At 56.4% G+C, this 18,573-nt stretch carries 9 protein-coding genes; 1 reads left to right on the forward strand and 8 read right to left on the reverse strand.

Annotated features, from left to right (window positions below; all coding sequences use genetic code 11):
- Positions 1 to 19: 19 nt before the first annotated feature.
- Complete coding sequence (locus tag R50912_RS36110; protein WP_231637731.1) at positions 20 to 4,243, reverse strand: glycoside hydrolase family 2 TIM barrel-domain containing protein; 4,224 nt, start codon at positions 4,241 to 4,243, stop codon at positions 20 to 22.
- Positions 4,240 to 4,905 (reverse strand): hypothetical protein, encoded by a 666-nt coding sequence (locus R50912_RS28790; RefSeq protein WP_042239761.1) that lies wholly within the window; start codon positions 4,903 to 4,905, stop codon positions 4,240 to 4,242. Before R50912_RS28790 ends, R50912_RS36110 begins: the two co-directional genes overlap by 4 nt.
- A gap of 97 nt (positions 4,906 to 5,002) precedes the next feature.
- Here R50912_RS28790 and R50912_RS28795 point away from each other — a divergent pair, with 97 nt between their 5' ends.
- The gene (locus R50912_RS28795; protein WP_052416748.1) at positions 5,003 to 5,869 is read left to right on the forward strand and encodes a helix-turn-helix domain-containing protein; all 867 of its coding nucleotides are present in this window, start codon (positions 5,003 to 5,005) and stop codon (positions 5,867 to 5,869) included.
- A gap of 412 nt (positions 5,870 to 6,281) precedes the next feature.
- Here the strand turns inward: R50912_RS28795 and R50912_RS28800 are convergent, their stop codons facing one another.
- From R50912_RS28800 to R50912_RS28825, 6 genes are all read right to left on the reverse strand, one after another.
- Positions 6,282 to 8,552, reverse strand: a complete 2,271-nt coding sequence (locus R50912_RS28800; RefSeq protein WP_042239762.1) for a helix-turn-helix domain-containing protein — start codon at positions 8,550 to 8,552, stop codon at positions 6,282 to 6,284.
- Between the two features lie 82 nt (positions 8,553 to 8,634).
- Positions 8,635 to 12,711: an Ig-like domain-containing protein gene (locus R50912_RS28805; protein ID WP_042239763.1), complete on the reverse strand. Its 4,077-nt coding sequence runs from the start codon at positions 12,709 to 12,711 to the stop codon at positions 8,635 to 8,637.
- Between the two features lie 366 nt (positions 12,712 to 13,077).
- Complete coding sequence (locus R50912_RS28810) at positions 13,078 to 14,853, reverse strand: hypothetical protein (RefSeq protein WP_042239765.1); 1,776 nt, start codon at positions 14,851 to 14,853, stop codon at positions 13,078 to 13,080.
- Positions 14,854 to 14,884: 31 nt separating this feature from the next.
- Positions 14,885 to 16,549 (reverse strand): extracellular solute-binding protein, encoded by a 1,665-nt coding sequence (locus R50912_RS28815; protein WP_042239767.1) that lies wholly within the window; start codon positions 16,547 to 16,549, stop codon positions 14,885 to 14,887.
- A 57-nt stretch (positions 16,550 to 16,606) separates the two neighbouring features.
- A complete protein-coding gene (locus R50912_RS28820; RefSeq protein ID WP_042239768.1) occupies positions 16,607 to 17,482 on the reverse strand; it encodes a carbohydrate ABC transporter permease in 876 nt (291 codons plus the stop codon).
- Between the two features lie 12 nt (positions 17,483 to 17,494).
- Complete coding sequence (locus R50912_RS28825; RefSeq protein WP_042243556.1) at positions 17,495 to 18,424, reverse strand: ABC transporter permease; 930 nt, start codon at positions 18,422 to 18,424, stop codon at positions 17,495 to 17,497.
- Positions 18,425 to 18,573: the final 149 nt, after the last annotated feature.

The following is an 18,573-nucleotide window of genomic DNA, read 5'->3' on the forward strand; positions in this document are numbered from 1 at the left end:
TATTGCTTAATCTTATTCCTCACTTAGGCTCAACCTCATCCATCGTCATTCGGAACTCCAAATCATTCATATACGTGCCATCCGGGTTCAGGAAAACCATGCCAAAAGAGATATCCTCCCGGTCTCCCCGGACGATGGCAACCAGCCGGTTGACTCCTCTTCTCAAAATGATCTCCCGCTCCGGCTGAGTCACATGCTGACCGTTCATATAGATCTCGTAAGCACATTCTGAGTTCAACCGCAGCCTGCCGGTTCGGATATCCGCAGGTTCCCCGCTGCCGGAGACGAGCGCAGGCAGATGCACGAAACAGCTCAGAAACAGCGGACGGCCCTCAGGTGCCGGGATCAGCAGCGTTCCGTCTTCGCGCCGTTCTTTTTTCTTCATCCAGCCATACAGGCCTTCACCCAGATTGTTCAGGGAGAATTCCGGGTCGGTATAGTAATCCTTCATGGCCTGATAATCGGTATACGGCGGACAGAACAGCGTCATCGCGGCTTCCACCGCCCACTGCGCATCTCCTTTATCCAGCTGCAGCAGCTCATCCGCGAAGTCGGCCTCCAGATTGCCCAGCAGGCGGGTGTACAGCCTCAGGCTTTTGTCACTGCCCGGGTCGGTGAGCAACTGCGAGCAGATAATCTCACCCTCGCCGACTGCCTGGCGGATCACAAAAGCCCCGGGAGCACAGGCCTTGCTGCGGTTCAGCTCGACCAGCGCCAGCCTGCTGTATTCCGCCGTATGCTGTCCGGCGAAGTAATCCTTCCAGGCTGTGCCTTCCACGCTGGTGCACAGCACCTCCGCGCCTTGCACCTCCAGCCTGTGACCGGCCAGCTCCCGGTTGACCACGTCCCGGGGCGAGAGATGCACCTTGTCGAACCCGAACAGGTCGACAGGGCTGATCCCGCGGACGGCGGCGTGCGTATAGTCCGCCGCCAGATGATAGGTCCCGTGCGGCGCAATACGCACGGGGCGGTCCAGCAGGCGGGCAAGCGCCTCCTGCCCGCCGGGTTCTGCCGGCAGCACCAGCACTGTGCTGCCGGCACTTGCCGCCTGCCGGACGGCTTCCGCCGCGCCCGGTCCGTGCAGCAATCCGGCCTCCACCACCAGGAGGCCGGGGTTCAGGCTGGACAAGCCTGCGGCGCTGTCCAGCCTCTGGCCCTTCAGGCGGAGCTTGCAGAGCAAGGCCTCCGCCGCCCCGCCGCTGCGGACCCACACCGCAGCGGGCTCCGGTACAGCGGCCGCGTGGACCGCGCGGCCCGCGTACTGGAGCAGGCTCCGCAGCAGCAGGCAGGCTTGGGGAATCCGTTGGAGATGATCCATAATCTCCAGCTGATTCGCCAGGAACATGCCCGCGCCGCTCCGGTACTCCAGCAGCGGCGACCACAGATCGCCGCCATCTCCAAAGTCACCCGCGCTGCATTCCAGCAGCAGGGTGAAATCGCCGGTCACCGGCTTCTCGAACGCTGCCCGGATAATCGGCAGCGGCCCGTCCTCGCGCAGCCCCTCATGCCAGTACATGAGGTCCTCTGCTCCAAGGCCCCGGAGCACCGGATGCCCATAGTCGCCTGCATGGGCACGGATGAATTCCCTGCGGCTGAGCGTCAGGCTGCCGGGAGAGAGGTGAAGCTGTTCCAGCAGCAGCAATCTGCCGCCCCGCTGCACGTAGCTTCTCAGCTTCCGGTCCAGCGCCCCGTCCTTGTCCTGCATGCGGCTGCCGACAATCAGCAGCGTCCCGCCCCCAAGCTGCTCTACCGCTTCCGCTTCTGACCGGACCAGGCCGGGCACCAGGGTGCGGATCGCCTCATAGTCCCGGTCAGAGCCTAGATAAGCAGCGGGAAGCGCTACTTCTACCGGCTCAGTCTTGCAGCTCCCGGACAACAGCCGGTAGCTTAACAGAAGCTCATGCTTCAGCTCCATGCCATGGAACAGCCGGGCAGACAGCACCGCTTCCGCTTCTGCTACTCCTGCTGATGCTCCTGCCCCATCTCCTACTCTTACTTCTGCCACATCTCCTGCTCTTGCTCCTTCCCCATCTCCTACTCTTACTTCTGCCCCATCTCCTGCTCTTGCTCCTACGCCTACGCCTTCATCCCCTCCCAATCCTGCTCCTTCACCATTGACCGGTTCCGGCATCCATTCCAGCCGGATGCTCCGGCGGGCGGCAGGCTCGTGGCGGAAACGGAACGTCTCGCTATGAACCACATGTCCGCTTTGCCGGACCGTGCATTCAATAGTTACTTCCTGTTCTGCCAGCGTATCGTTGTAGACATCGAAGCTGCGGCGGACCGGCGCATCATCGAAGAAGCAGCGGTTATATTCGGCGGCAATCAATGTTACCGGCTTGAAGGCTTCAGCCATAATGGCAAAAGCGGGATTGGCCTTGAATGCCGGATATTCCCCCGGCAGCAGCCCGTTGTTCAGGGAAAGGGAGTAAGCCGGAATTACCGCAGGCTTAGGGCCTGGTGTGTTCAGGTCGGCAGGCGGCAGCTGAATATTCCGTTCCGGCATCGCCCGCATGAAATAATGGGCGAAGTTGAAGGTAGAGATGCCAGAGACCCCTTGGCGGCGTGCATACTCCACGAACAGCCTTTCCTTCTGGGCTAAGCCGGCAGCACTTGCATCTGAGTCACGGTATGCGTCCAGTCCGATATACATGCTGCTGTTCTGCGGGCAGATGTACCACCAGCCGCCATGCTCGCCGAAGGTGAGCGGAACGCTGCGGTCCCACTGCGCGATCGTGCCGTCAATGTTGTAATGGCGGCTCTCCACCTCTGTCCCTTGCTTGGTGACCAACCGGTTATCCCCTTCCACCATAATCGGGCGGGTGGAATCAAGGGCTCTCATCAGCTCCATCAGACCCGGGATATGCTGTTTGTAGGTATCCCGGCCGTCCACCCAGCGCATCTCGTTCTGCACGCTCCACAGAATGACGGATGGGTGATTCTTATCCCGCTGTACCAGCCGCTGCACATGCGCCCGGCAATTGGAGATGAAATCGGGGTGGGCCGCATCCATAGTTTTACCGGACCCGTAGATGGCTGTCTCATCGACAATCAGCATTCCTTCCTCATCGGCAATCCGCAGATAATCAGCCGGATACGGCTCGGCATGCAGCCGGATGCTGTTGATGCCCGCCTGTCTGCACATTCGGTACCAATTGCGGATATAGTCTTCTGTCTGCTGCGCCGCACCCTGGAAATGCCAGGAATCGCCCCGCAGGTTAACAGGAATCCCGTTCAGCATGAACTGCGGGCCTTCGCACCAGAACTCCCGGAAGCCGAATACATCGGTCCGCCGGTCAAGGACCTCCCCATCTGCCTGAAGCTCCAGCTCCAGTTCATATAGGAACGGATGCTCCGGACTCCACAGCTCGGCACCCTGCCAAGGCAGTGCAAATGATGCTCCGCCCCACTCCCGGCTGCCGGTGTTCCAGCATAATTGCCGTCCTTCTACGGCCTGCGCAGGCAGAACATTTACTCCTGCTTCCGCTTCAAGCACCGGCAGCGGCTCTGCACCCTTCGCAGTCAGGGTACCGGATTTCCGTTCCCTGACTTTCAGGAACACCTGCAGCGCTTCCATCGCAGGACCACCCGGCTCTGTGCTCATTAGTGCCTCCACTTCCAGCATGCCCTGCCGGACAGAGGTACGGATTGTGAGATCCTCCAGCGATATTGGCGGGTAGCCTTGGAGGAAGATATCCTGCCATATTCCCCTTGCGATCCTGCCGAACCACGAACCGGCAAGTCCGGTGATTCTCTCCTCCCCGGACGGAATTACCGCCATGTCGAAGCTTCCGCATACTACATGTAACTGCTGCTCCCGGCCGGGCTTCACCATCCGGGTGATATCCAGCCGCAAAGGCAGATACCCGTCCTCCCAGACGGCAATCCGCTCGCGGTCCAGATACACCGCTGCCTTCTGCAAGATTCCATCGAAGCGCAGCACAATCCGCTGCCCCAGCATAGTCTCCGGCACCTGAAAAGAACGGTGCAGCACCCCAGCCTCGGCCGCATCCCATTCTCCCGGGTAGCCGTACACATCAAACGGCACGAAGTTATGGTCCGGTACTTCTCCAAATTTGCTGCCCGAAGGCGTCTTATAGCTGTGGCGCCAGCTCGAAGGCACCTGTATCTTGCGCGCCTCATATTGCAGCCTCTCAGGAAGACTGCGGCAGCGCGGCTGATCGTAGAGCGGCATGAAATCCCATTCGCCGTTCAGGCATATGGATGTGCGCAGCATATTCATTCTCCTTTTCCCCTTTGCGGGAGCGTGATCGTTAGGACAGGCGTAAGCTTTTTCCAGATGTCCTGATCCGGCCCTACATTCTTCCACTTGATAAAATGCGGCTCCATAACCTCTCCCCACTGCTCCGGACGCAGATTCGTTGTGAGTTTCCCCGTATAGGGAGCGGGCTCCACGGTTGCGGGCAGCTCGGAATAAAAGAACAGCAGGTTCTCATGAAGACCGATGATCCCGTATTTGTCACCGTCTCCCGGGCGCTCCTCCTGATATTGATAATGGTAATAGACATAGCTTGAGACCTGCTCCGGCTTGAGTACTGCCAGCCTGCCGTAGGGAGCCCCCGGAGTTTGATTACGCTTCCAATGCTGCCCGGACACCGGCTGCTGATAATGAAAAATGTCCATCATCGGCACCCACAGCCGCGGGTAATCCCCGCCCGGCCAGACCTTGAGCATCTCCACTGCGGGCGGGAACAGCTGCTCCGGCTGAGCCTCTTTGCCGCTGCATTCGTAATATAGAAATAGCCACTGGCCGTCTTGAAAGATGCTTAGCCAAGAAATACCCAGCCAGTCCATACGTTCATTAAGCCATTCCACCTGTGAGCCCAAAAAAGCAGCCGGGTCGCAGCCCTCTCTGCATTCGGCTCTATATAAATATCGCTGCATAGATTCCCTCCAACCGTGTGTCATCTTCCTCTTAAGATTAACGCAAACGGCGGAACAGTTCCTTGACGATCATGCCCTTCTTTAGCATAATAACGACATGACAAATAAACTCTATGCACGGGATTTAGGACTCGAGCCTGGCTTCACTTTCCGCATTCAGAAATGCCCGCTGACTCAGGATTATTATGTTCACTGCCATGATTTCTCGGAGCTGGTGGTCATCCTGGAGGGAAGCGCGATTCATATTATCGAAGGAAAGGAGTACCCCGTATCGGCGGGTCAGGTGTTTTTTATCCACAGCGATATTTCACATGGGTACAAAAATGTGCAGAATATTGAGTACATCAATGTGATGTTCCATCCCGATCAGCTGCTGCAGCTGCCTGAGCTGAAGCTCCTGCCGGGGTTTCAGGCGCTGTTCTATCTGGAGCCGTTCTTCCGCAAAGAGATGTACTTCAAAGGCATGCTCTCCTTGCAGCCCGCGCAGCTGGAAGAGGCTACTGTTCTGCTGGACCGGATTCTGGAGGAGTATGACCGGCAGTCTGACGGCTACCGGCTGATGATCCGCACGTATTTCACCGCACTTGTCGGCACACTATCACGATATTACCGGCAGAATGGCGGCGGAACGGAGAACAGGGCGCTGCAGATCGGTGAGGCGGTTACCTATATTGAAGAGCATTTCCTCCAGCCTATTTCACTTCAGTCTCTGGCAGATCTGGCTTATATGTCGAAGCGCCAATTTCTCCGCGTGTTCACCCGGAATTACCATACGACACCTATGGATTATGTCATCCGCAAACGGCTGGAGTATTCCTGCACACTGCTGCGCAATGCCGGATTAACCATCTCACAGGTGGCCATGGACAGCGGGTTCCGGGATCATAATTATTATTCCAGACAATTCAAAAAAGTGTTCCTGTGCACGCCCTCCGAGTACCGGATGCATAAGGCCGGAATGTAGCGGCAGACAAGCGGGAACCTGCTGTTTTCTCCATATTGGCAACCGGGGGATTGTTGCGGGTTTGGCTGATTGTACTTTGTGCAATAGAACTCCTTTAGAATTGTGAAAAATGATATTCTATTGCATTTCATACAGTTGATTATGGGAAAAGGGGCAAAAAACAGCGAAAACCTGAAATTCTGCTGTACAATGTACAATAGATTCAATTTCCAGGCTGATTTAATGTTCTTCTATTGTACAAAGTGCAATAGAACCTCCATTTCCCTTCCATGGGGACAAGTACAAAGAAAGGCGGCAAGGGGAAACTCCCCTGCCGCCTTTTAAAGCTATATGCCCGCCCATTGGCCTGTGAAATATACATCTTATCCGCCCTTGATCCCCCGGCAAGAGCCGCCCGGGCCCGGGTCCGGGTCTAGCCCTGCCGCTCGCCTTGCGGAGGGCCGCTCCGCTCCTTGCGGTACTCTCCCGGGGTTACGCCCTCCAGCTTCTTGAAGACGCGGATGAAGGACATCGGATACAAATACCCCACCCGCTCGGCGATATTCTGGACAGGCTCGGAGGTCTCTGTCAGCAGGCGCTTGGCCTCGTCCATCCGCAGCCGGGCCAGATAATCGACGAAATTCTCGCCGATTTCTTCCTTGAATATCCGGCTCAGCGCTTTGGTATTCATCGCGAAGCTGTCAGCGGCATGGGTCAGGGAGAAATCGGGATCGGCGTAATGCAGGGCAATATACTCACGCACCTTGTTGGCCAGCGTATACTGCTCCCGGTTCATCCGCAGGCCGCGGAGCGCCTCCTCTATCTCCTCCAGTGAAGCCAGGAGCTCCCCGCGTAGCTCCTCTATCCATTCGAAGGATTCCGGAGATTGCGGAATTCCGCGCAGCCGCCCGTTATTCCATATCCCCTTCATCTCTGGCGGCAGCTCCTGCATCTCCCTGGAGAGGCCAGCCTCCAGCAGCTGCAGCAGGCGGACAATGTCCTCCTTGGAGTAATTGCCGCCTGCCAGCAGCCCGAAGATCCGCTCCATCAGCGGCCTCCACTCGTCGTTCCCCAGCCGGTACAGCTGGGGAACGGCACCGATAGACTGCACCAGCACATCCATTCCTTCCGCCTGGGGCGGGAGACTGCCTTCTGCCGGTGCAACATAGACGCGGTCGGGACCGCCAGTGAGTTTGCGTTCCAGCGCACCTGCGGCCTTGCGGTAAGCATCCGATAAGCCGCTGAGACCGGCCGCCGGCCCGCTGATGCCAAAGGTTGCCGTGAATTTGAGATGCTGCTTCACCCAGGAGCGGGCACTCTCTGCAATCATCAGCGGCTTCTCGGCACCATCAGCCGTTGCTCCGGCGGCGGAACGGCGGAAGAGCAGCCCGAGACGCCCCGGTCCAATCCACTCTGTCCAGAGCGGTTCCCCTTCTTTCTCGGCGATCTCCTGAATCACACTGCGGAGGGTGAATTTGAACAACGCCTGATCACGAGCAGAGTAGTCTGCAGCAAAGGCCTCATAGAAATCAATCTCAGCAATTCCCACAACCGCGCCTGCAAATTCACCTTTCATTCCAATCCGCTCCGATTCTCGGCTCCATATTTCTGCCGACACCTGGCCGCTGTGCTCCAGCAGCTCTTTGAACAACTGATTCCGCCTGTGCAGGATTCCCTCCGCCTGCTGCTTCTCATAGCTGTTCGTCTGCTCAATCAGACTCTCCAGCGCATGGCCGATGAAAGAAAATTCATCATCCCCCTTGCTCTGCGGCTTCCAGCCGGAGGAACGGTCCGCACCGAACGTGTAAATCCGGCTCATCACCTGTTCAATCGGACGGTAATTCCGATGGCTGATATACGTCATGGCCGCAATCCCGCCGAAGATCGCCGCAAAGCCCAGAATCGCCCAGACATTAGAGAAGGCTGACAGCAGCGAGAAGGCTTCTGCACGCGCCAATCCAACCTTAATTGTCCAGCCTGTATAGGAAGACATGCGGTTTACCGCCTGATCCTGAGCCTGTGGGTCTGAGCAGGTATCAGCCCCTGCAAAAGCGCGCCCACCGGCGTCCTTCAGGCAGATCTCCGTATTCGCCATGTTCATATCCTGAATCAGCGCCTGCAGAGACTGCTTCCGCACGTTAATGACAATCAATCCCTGCTCACCGGAGAAATAAGGTACCTGCTCCACCAGCGAAATGACTGATTTCGGCTGATCCTCGCCGGAGAAAAGCTGCAGGTCACGGATTCCGCTCCAGGCATAGCTGCCTGCCCCCCTCATCGCTGTCTCAATAAAGCTGCGGTCCCCGAAATCCGGCAGACTGGACGAGAAATGCTGCATCAGCACTTTGCCGTCGGCCGCACGGTATAAATAGACCGAATCGATCATCGGCAGCGGCGACATGAAATCCAGCAGCACCTCCGTTACCCCGTAATCATGATAAGGATCAAGCTGCCCCGGGCGGTCAAAATAACTGCTCACCTGATCATCCAGCAGCAGGCTTTTGATCGTTGTAGTCTCCAGGTTGCGGAGAGTGGTGTCCACGATCTGCAGTACATTTTCTGCGTATACACCGTTTGCCTTGGCCGTCTGCCTCTCCATCGCTTCATTTAGGGTCAGGAAAAACAGGATAATCAAGCAAAATACCACGGCAAACAGGATCGGCAGGTAGGAAAGAATCAGTCGGTACAGCCATTTCTTATGCATCGGTGTCATCCCCTGTAAGTCCAGATGTGGGCTATCGCTTAAGTGATATTGGCTACGGGGCCGGATTCATAATTGTAGTCTGTCAGTAACCCAGTTCCGTGCTTGCATTGCGGGAGATCAGCCCGAAGTACCCCGCTTCTCCAATCGCCCCTGCTGCGGTATCCAGATAACTAAATACCTGTACTCCGTCAGCCTTCAGGATCAGGCGCACACCCCCGGACTCTTGAAAAGCGCCAAGCTGAACGCGGCTCTGCTCCCCGAAGGTTATGGCTGTATTCGGAATAGCCGGCCCGCCCAGACTGGTCAGGCCGTCAATCTTGCCGTAGATCACCGTCCGCACCCCTTCGTTGAAGCGGTGCAGCTCAATACCCGATGTCCCTATAACCACCAGGTACATACTACCGGTACTATAGCTCAGTTCCTTGCTCTGATTATTCAGCATCAAGGCATACCAATTGGACGAGACCGCGCTGTCATTGATCTTCATATTGAAATCCAGCAGCTCATTCTGGTACTTGCGGTTCTGGTAGATGGCATGGCCACCGGGAGCCCTCAGCGTAAGGCTATCTGCCCCGGTCTCCTTCAGCCCGTTGGCGGTTGCCGATACATACCAGCCCTCCGGGTCCTGCAGTTCCGCCATCAGAGTATGATCGTAGGTGCTGGCCTCATTCCACACCTTAACCTCATATTGTCCCTGCGTCACGGTGCCAAGATAACCGGCCGACAGCGTCAGGGTTGCCGATCCGGTCTGATGCGCCGTTAACAGGCCGTTTCCGCTGACACTGACGATGGAAGGATCGCTACTTGTATACGTGACCTCCTCCAGCTCCTCGCGGTTGCCGAACAATGTCTCGCCGTAAGGCTGCAGCTGCATGTCCGCGCCTTCATGAACATACGCCACATTGCCGTCATGTCCTTCCAGACGGACAGCGGCTAAGGTGTCTCCCACGAATACATCCGTAGTGATTGTCCGCAGGATGGAGCCGTTAATGATGCTTACGATAAGCTTCGTCTGCCCCTGGCTGAGTCCGGTCACCTCACCAGTGGCATTAACGGAGGCCACGGCCGGATCGAGGCTGTTGTAATAGAAGCTGCTGGTTTCCTTGCCTTGCGGCCTGTCTTTGCCGTCCATGGCCTGAATGGAGACCTGTTCACTGCCTCCTGCAGTCAGCTTGACCGGGGCCAGACTCCAGCGGCTGACCTGCCCTTCCGCTGCAGAGGCATATTCCGGCCGAAGCCCGGCCTGGTCAATGATCGGCATGGCCGCCTGAGGCCACTGGGCGTCCGGCTGGACTGTATTGTCGGCAAACAGAACCTTGCGGCCATTGTTGGTATAGCCGTCCGTTGTTGTGTAGTTGTTCACGAAATCCACGTCATGGATCGTCGGCACATACGCCATCGCCCAGCGGAGCGGTGAATGCCACAGCGGCGTATCCTTCAGGTCGATCACATTATGCTCAAATTTCCAGTAGGCGGAGCCTTCATCCGTATAGAGGGCGGAGTTGCCGTCCATCTGGTTGCGGATGTAATTGCCGCTGACCAGATTTTTCTCAGCCGCTGTGGCCCCGGTAGGTCCAAGACTGTAGATGGCTCCTCCATCACGCAAGCCCATTCCCATGAGATCATAGATCAGATTATTCTGAATCTTCACGTTCCGGGTAGCGGCATCGAACAACTTATCCCAGCCATAGCCGATATGCGTTCCGCTGTAGGGCAGATTGTACATTTCATTATGACTGATGTCCATATCTACCGGATATCCCGCAGATACGGCAGATGCCGATTTGTAGTCGATGCCGATATCATGAATCACATTGTTCAGCACATCATTATTCTTCATCAGCAGCCTGTGGTCTGCCGGATGGTAGATATTCCGGTCCCCAGAGTTCGGCTGCCCCACATTCAGCGCACTGCCTGAGATATCATAGAAGCGGTTGCCTTCAATCCGGCTGTTCTGAACGCCGTTCTGCATCCGCACCGCTGTAATGCCGAGCTTGGTGAACTCATTATTGCGGAAATTCACGGTATTGGTCAGCTCCAGCATCACCGCAGCATCGGTCAGCTCATCGGAGATGGACGGATAACGCAGATGGTTATTCTGCGAATCGGAATGTCCCGCTGCCGTACTCGGACGGTTCCAGGTGGTATACATAAACTTCAGGCCTTCAAAATTCAGATTGCGCACCGGTTCATCAGCCGATATCCCGTAAACGGTAGCAAGCTGCTCCAGCACCGGAACTACAACGTCAGCCGTGGACAGATCCTCCCAGGCGCGAGGCTTGTAGTACAGCATGCCTTCTACCCGGTTGTAGTACCATTCTCCAGGCTCATCCAGCAGCTCAAAAGCATTCTCGTAGTACACAGGTACTGTTGCCGAAGTTAATCCCCGGTTGAAGACTGCGCTCCGGCCCGGCTCCTGGAGGCCGATCTGCGCTTTGCCGCCGGATGAAGTTATAGACTCCACCTTGATCCGGGAATTCGTCCACAGCTCGTTGAATACCATTTCCATATCGCTAGTATTGCCCCATCCGGCCAGCTCCGTATTATCAGAGGTATAGCCGGTTGCAGTCTTCACCGGATTCACGAGCCCCGCGGCGCTCCGCGCCCGGACCGCCCGGATGCCGTCTATGAACAGCTGGCGTGTCGTAAGGCCGGTTCCGGCATTCGCCCGGTAGATGCCTTTGGCGCTGTCGAACACCGTCCAGCCAGTGACAGGCCGCCCGCCGCTGATGGCTGCCTGCTCCCCGGGGTAGCTGCGGTAAGTGACAAAATACCCGTTCGTCCCTGAATCCTCCGGTGTGAATTCCAGCGGCTCTGACAGAGTATAGGTCCCTTCCCGCAGATTGACGATGATGTCAGAGTCCATATCCTCATTCAGCAGGCGGACCGCTTCCTGTGCCCGGGCAACCGTCCGGAAGGGAGCAGCTTCCGTGCCGTTATTGCTGTCGTCCCCGCCAGGGGCGACATACAGCTCTTGGCCGGTTGTACGTCCAGTCACAATAACGGAAGTCTCAGCGCGCACGCTGCCCGTCTCATCCGTGACGAACACGGTAGTTGTTCCGGCGCTTACCCCCGTCAGCTCTCCGTAGCGGTCCACCGCAGCAATACTCCCGTCCTCCGTTCCCCACCGGATGCCTGTATCGGTATTGTCCTGTGGGGTTACCGAGGCATGTAACAGCACACGGGAGCCTGCGGGCACCGTCCGCTCCAGCGGAGCCAGCATGATGGCCGTGATCGGATCTTCATACACAGCTACCGTAGCCGTTACCGCCGGAAGCCCCTCATTCGGCTGTGCCGTCACCGTAGTGACTCCCTGACGGATGCCTGTCACAATACCGTTGCCATCCACCGCTGCCACCTCTGCATTGCCGGTAGACCAGACAGCGCTCTGATCCGTAGCATCCGCAGGTGTGAACTGGAGCGGCAATGGCAGCTTGGCGCCTCTGCGCAGCTCGTAAGCCGCCTGGGAGAAGGCTGCACTTATCGCCTTCTTGTATCCGCTTACAATAAAATTGTCAAAGCCTATCTTGCCGATGCTGTCCTTGTAAAATCCCATATAGAAGGAGGTTAATGCTCCTCCCTCGGCCATCGGCTCATTCGTTAGTAGACGGCTGCCGTCAATGGACAGATCGAAGCTGTGGCTGCCGCCGTCGAGCGCCAGGCGCAGATCATACCATACGCCGGCCGAAATTGGCAGCACTGAGGTCCATGATCCGGCACCTTTCTTCATATAGCTGAATGCGCCATTGTTAATTGCGAATTTCACTAGCGGAACAGAACCGCTCTGCGGGGTAGGCAGGTAGATCACCGCTCCCGTCTGCTCTGCTCGGAACGAATAACTTAACATGCTTCTGTACGTAACATCCGTAACGGATCTGCTTATATTGTAGCTGCTTGCCGTTTTGGCTGCCTGATGAAGCTCCAGCAGCTTGCCGGCATAGCCTTCCCAGGCCTGCACAGCCACGCTCACCCCCTGCGGCGGCGTCTTGATCGACCAGCCGGCCGGCTTCGCACCGGGACTATAAGATTCAAAGGTCTCCTCCAGCTTATAATTACTATCCGCCCGGGCCACAGAACCAAGGTCTGCCGGGAGCAGGCCCATCAGCAGAATCATAATGATAGCGTATACAAAATATGATTTTGGACTTGATTTTCTCATAATAGCCACCTTTCCGTATGGAAGCAAGTATAGCGGTTCTAGTACAACATTAGAGCTACAGAAGTGAATTCATTCAACCATGCAGCAATTTATGAAGTTTAATTTGAAGTGAACATTCAATGATATCAATGATAGTTGTATAATGTGCAATTAAAAACAGTCAAAAGGAAGGCTTGCCCTCTTATAGCTGTAGTCTGTACAACTAAATCTGCCCGAATGGGTGAAGCCAAGGTGCAAATGGCAGTTTAATTGTATGAAATACAACTAAACAGATATTCGGTGGTACATCAGACGATTTAGTTGTACAAAGTGCAATTAAGAGTAAGCATACGTCAGTCATTACATTAATCGGCTTGAACTGCGTTGTTACGGTGCGTAAGGATCAACGCTGAGCTGAACCGGCGGCTGATTGCCCGCCGCCAGCACAATGTCCCGCGCCCGGGCCCAAGGCTCCCGCGGCACCTCACGGTCATCCGTCTCGAAGTCATCGATCCGCACCGTATCCAGCAGCCTGCGGACATCACCAGCTTCCGCTGCTTCGTCCAGACATATCACCGCCCAGCCCGCTTCCAGGCGGGGCTGCGCCAGAACGGTGCTGTCCCCGGAATAGAGGACCTGGCGGAGCCTGATCCTCCCTTCCTCCCGCACCACCGTAACAGGCAGCCCGGCGCGCGCCTCCGCCCCGGCACAAATACCCCTCAGCGCTGTGATCGCCACCGCACAGCCCGGATAATGCAGCACCAGCCATTCCTTGTCCCCGGCTGTATTCATTACACGCGCTATTTCTCCGTCATAGCGGTGGATGACCCATTCATCCGCAATCTCGGCTGCCCGGTTATGCAGCCGGGTCATGCTGCGGACCACCAGCAGGGCATTGCCCTGCTGGGCCGAACGTGTCTCCACCTCCGGGTACAGCGGTTCCGCAAACAGCGCAGGCATCAGATAGGCCGTGCGGTAATCCTCCGCCGGATGTGTCCGCACCGATGCGGAATCATCCACATACCAGCGCAGATAGGACACCTGCTGATCCTTCACGCTGAAGCTGACCGGGAAGCTCTGCCAGCCCAGCCCCCAGGTGGGATGCTGGTAGCTTCCGGGCATGACCGGGAAGCGGTTGATGCTGCCCAGACGGGTATGCTGTCCGATCCAGGTATAGGAACGGGCAGCATCGAAGATCCGCTCCTCAAGAACCCTGGGCACAGGCTGCGCAGACGGAGAGTCTACTCCCTGAAGGAAATCATCTTCGAACAGGAGCAGCGTTGCCACATCATTGAGTGAAAACTTCTCTTCTACCAGACGGCCCAGCCCCGTCACACCGGCAATCGGCCACAGCAGGCTCTGCCGCTTCGTCTCTCCCCGGAAGTTGTAGCTGCGGATGGACGGAACCAGTTCCCCGCCGTCATGGAAGACAAGAATGTTCTTCAGTGCCTCCATCCGCTCTGACAGCCGTCCGGCGAGCTCCCGGTCATGCTCCTGCAGAACAGAACCGGCAATCCTCAGCGCATTCATCATCACCCCTTGATAGACCAGGCTGATGTTCTCCCCCCAGCCCCAGCCCCGGCGGACCGTATATTCTTCCCATCTGCGGAAGTAAGCGATTGCGGTCTGCAGAGACTCAGGCTCACCCAGGAAGTGTGCGATGGCCAGCAGCATGGCGCCGTCGCTCATCGTCTTGTTCGGGTAGAACAGCTCCGGCGTCCGGCATTCCTGAGAGAACCAGGCCGCCGCATGGCTGAACATCCGCTGGATCACCTCCAGGTGACTGTCCGGGAATACACCGGGATCACAGAGACGTACAACGACAAGCGGCATGAGGATAAAAAACGCCGCATTGGAATCCTGAATCATGCTCTCCTCCCGGTACCAGAGAAACCCTCCGTAATCCGGATGCTCCGGGTCTGTAAACTGCAGCCCGGCAATCGCTTCAAGCATCTCCAGTCCGGCCTGTTCATCCAGCCGACCCAGCAATGTGCCGTAAGCATAATACCCAGCCGAGAACCGGGCTTCGTGGCAGTACGGCAGCTTGGAGACCTGCCGGGTATGACCCGGCCAGTCGTAACGGACCAGCCCCTCCTCGACCACAATATCCTCCGAGGCAGCCGCATAGCTCTGCTCCAGAATCTCTCTGACCTGATTATTCAACTCCGTCCGCCCCCTATGCTGGAATTCACATTTATTCAGCCGCGCTTAGCTGCTTGCCCATCTCATAAATATCCTTCAGCATGATGGCATCCGCTTTATTATCCTGATACCAGGTTGCATAGAACTCATCGACCTTGGTTCCGCCGGCCTTCTCCCAGACTCCCTTGGCTTCCTCAATGAACTGGTCCACCGAAGCCGGATCGGAGCTGACGATGGCCTGCATGGCCCGGTCGAGGATTGTTTTATTCGCATTGGTGTTGATCTGGGTCAGATCCTGCGGCAGCAGCGGCAGGAAGGCCTTTTGCGTAATACCGACGATCGGACGGTCCGGGTTCATGTACAGCTTCTCGGCCATTTCATAGATTGCGATGAAATCCTGCTCAGCCGTTGTAGGGTTCACCTTGTTCTTCAGCCCATAATTCTTGCCGATCAGCGGAGTGAGCATGCCCATATCGCGGTTGTACTCCAGCTCCTTTTTGTTCTTCTCCGGATCGATCACCTCAGCGCGGCCGTCGGCTGTCTTGTTGTAATGCACGCCCTCGATACCGTTCTGAATCGTAGTGGTGTATTCACTTGTAACCATGAAATCAATCATCTTCATGACGGATTCCGGATCTTTGGCCGCGGCATTCACCATGCCGGTCATCTGAATCGGAGTGGTCAGCGTCGGGCTGAACTGCCCGAATTCCGTTGTCGGCAGGGCAATCGGAATGACCTCGGCTTCAGGGACATTCTTTTTCAGCGTCTCATACGTACTGACATCGGCCCCGTTGCCCCCGTATATCCCCAGCTTGCCGGAGATCCAGTCCTGCTTCTGCTTCTCGCCGTTCTTGTCGGTGACGAAATCCTTATCCGCCACACCCGCCGCATACAGCTCCTTCTGGAAGGAGATCGCCGCCTTGATCCGGTCCCAGTCATGCACAACCTTGTCATTCTCCAGTACCCAAGGGTATTGATCCTCGCCGAACAGCGTAAACCCGGTGCCGAACATGTTGTTCAGAATAATTCCGGCTACGAAGCTGAGCCCGGTCCCCTGCGTATCCGCTTTGCCGTTGCCGTCCGGGTCCTGTTCAGTGAACGCTTTCGCCACCTTCAGCAGCTCCTCCGGGGTAGTGGGAACCTGCAGGTCCAGCTTTTTCAGCCAGTCATTGCGGATAAACAGGTAATGCTGCGGACCGAACTGGATCGGACGTCCCACCGTGTACAGCTTGCCGTCCGCCATCGTGCCTGCCTTGCGGAGCGCCGGATACTTCTCCAGCATCGCCTTATATTCCGTACTGCTACCCGCAATCAGGTCATCCAGCGGAAGGAGCTGCTTCTGGTTGTAGAGCTGTCCCTGGTAAGCGGTATCAAATTCAAAGATCAGGTCGGGGGCCGACTTCGATGCGAACAGCACATTGAACTTCTGCAGGGATTCGAAACGCGGCACCGTAACGTATTTCACATTAACCGGCCCGTTCTCATTGACCCATTTTGTCCAGCGGTTGTCGCTCATCGTCCCCTCTTCTGCAGGTACCGTGCCGCGGTCATACAAAGAGACGGTGATCGACCCGCGTTTCTCAGGTGTTCCTTCCTTGTTCGAGTCTCCGCCCTGGGAAGCAGCATTATTGCCGCCGCAGCCTGTGACAGCGATAGCGAGCATCAGGGATGCTGCACCGGCAGCAGTTGTTTTTCTAAGCCAAATGGGTTTGGACATATGGATGTGACCCTCCTATAATGATGTTCTTGTACTTACGGATATGAGCAGCGATGATCAGCCTTTGATGGCACCGATGGTTACGCCTTTGACAAAATACCGCTGCAACAGCGGATACACAATCAGCATCGGAATGACCATAACCATAATCCCGGCGGCCTTGATGCCCTCCGGTGTAATATTGACGACCTCCTGCGAGTTCATGGTATTCAGCTCCTGCAGGACGGCCTGGCTCTTCACCATCTGCTGGATCAGAACCGTCAGATTGATTTTCTCCGGACTGTTCATGTAGATCATTACGTTGAAGAACGAGTTCCAGTAATACACGCCGTAAAAGAGTCCGATCGTCGCCAGCACAGGCAGGGACAGCGGAAGAATAATCCCCGCCAGCAGCCGCCATTCACCGGAGCCGTCAATTCTGGCCGCTTCCACCAGCTCCTCCGGAATGTTCTCGAAAAAGGAACGCATGATCATCATATTATAAGTGCTTACCAGAGCCGGCAGCCAAAGTGCCGCGTAAGAATCGACCAGTCCGAGACTGCTGACCACGAGATAGGTCGGGATCAGGCCGCCCGTAAACAGCATCGTGAACACAATCGCCAGGGTCAGCGTGCGTCTTCCGTAGAAATCACGGCGGGACAAGGGATAGGCGGCAAAGATAGTGAACAGCATGCTGGCCGCCACACCAACCAGGGTAATCAGGAGACTGTTGCCAAAGGCACGCACTACCGGCGTTCCCTCGAAGAGCATGGTATAAGAGCTAAGTGTGAACTCCACCGGCCATAGGGTGACAAAACCGGAGAGCACCGCGTCCTTGCCGCTGAGGGACAGGGAGGCGAGATGGAGCAGCGGCAGCAGACAGAGAATGCCTGCGAGCGTCAGCAGCAGATAATTGAAGCCGTAGAATACTTTTTCACCTTTTGTACTTTGCATAGTGTCCTCCTGTTACCACAAGCCTTTATTGAAGCGCCGGGCAATGGCGTTGGATATCAGCACCAGGGTCAGCGCTACGAGGGAATCGAACATTCCCAGTGCAGCCGTCAGGCTGAACTGCCCTCCCTGTAGTCCAATCGCGTAGATGTACGTACTTATAACCTCGGAGATCCCCGATACAATCGAGTTCTGGAGCACATATACATGGTCGAAGCCTACCTCCATCACCCGTCCCATGGCGAGAATCAGCATAATGACAATGGTCGGGCTGATCCCGGGCAGTGTGATGTTGCGGATCTGCTTCCATTTGCCCGCTCCGTCCATGCTCGCCGCTTCATAGAGGCTGGGGTCAATGGAAGTCAGTGCAGCCAGATAGATAATCGCATTGAAGCCCGCATCCTTCCAGATTCCCGAGCCGAGGAAGATGGATACCCAGGACCACTCTTTGAAGAGGAACGGAAACGGCTTGCCGGACAGCTTCTCGACCAGCACATTGGCCACCCCGGTCTGGGCAAAGATCGTCACTACCAGTCCGCCGACAATGACCCAGGAGAAGAAATAGGGCAGATACACCAGCGTCTGGACTGATTTTTTGAAAAACTTGTTCCGGACTTCATTCAGCATAATCGCCAGGGCAATCGGAAACGGAAAGCTGACCAGCACTGACAATATACTGAGCACAAGCGTATTGCGGATAATCTGCACCGATTGCGCCTGGGTGAACAGATTGGTGAAATTGTCCATGCCGACCCACTGGCTGCCCCATACCCCCTCATAGAAGGTATAATTTTTGAAGGCAATGACCAGTCCCAGCATGGGCGTGTATTTGAAAATGATATAGAACGCGATGACCGGAACGAACATGACCCACAGCGGCAGATTGTTCTTGAACCGGCGGGTCTGCCAGAAGCGCTTGCTTCCCGTCTTCCGCAGAGTATCCATCCGCAGCACCGCTTCGCTTGCTCTATTCGCTTTCATCTCGGTGCCTCCTTTCGCTTGCCTGTTTTTGCTTCTGAACATGTTGCTGTTGAGCTGAAATGGCCGTTTCATGTCCTCACCATAGCCGCTTCGGCAGGTTACGGCAATATTCA

Origin of the sequence: Paenibacillus sp. FSL R5-0912 (genome assembly GCF_000758605.1) — a bacterium.
In the GTDB taxonomy this organism is placed as follows: Bacteria; Bacillota; Bacilli; order Paenibacillales; family Paenibacillaceae; genus Paenibacillus_AQ.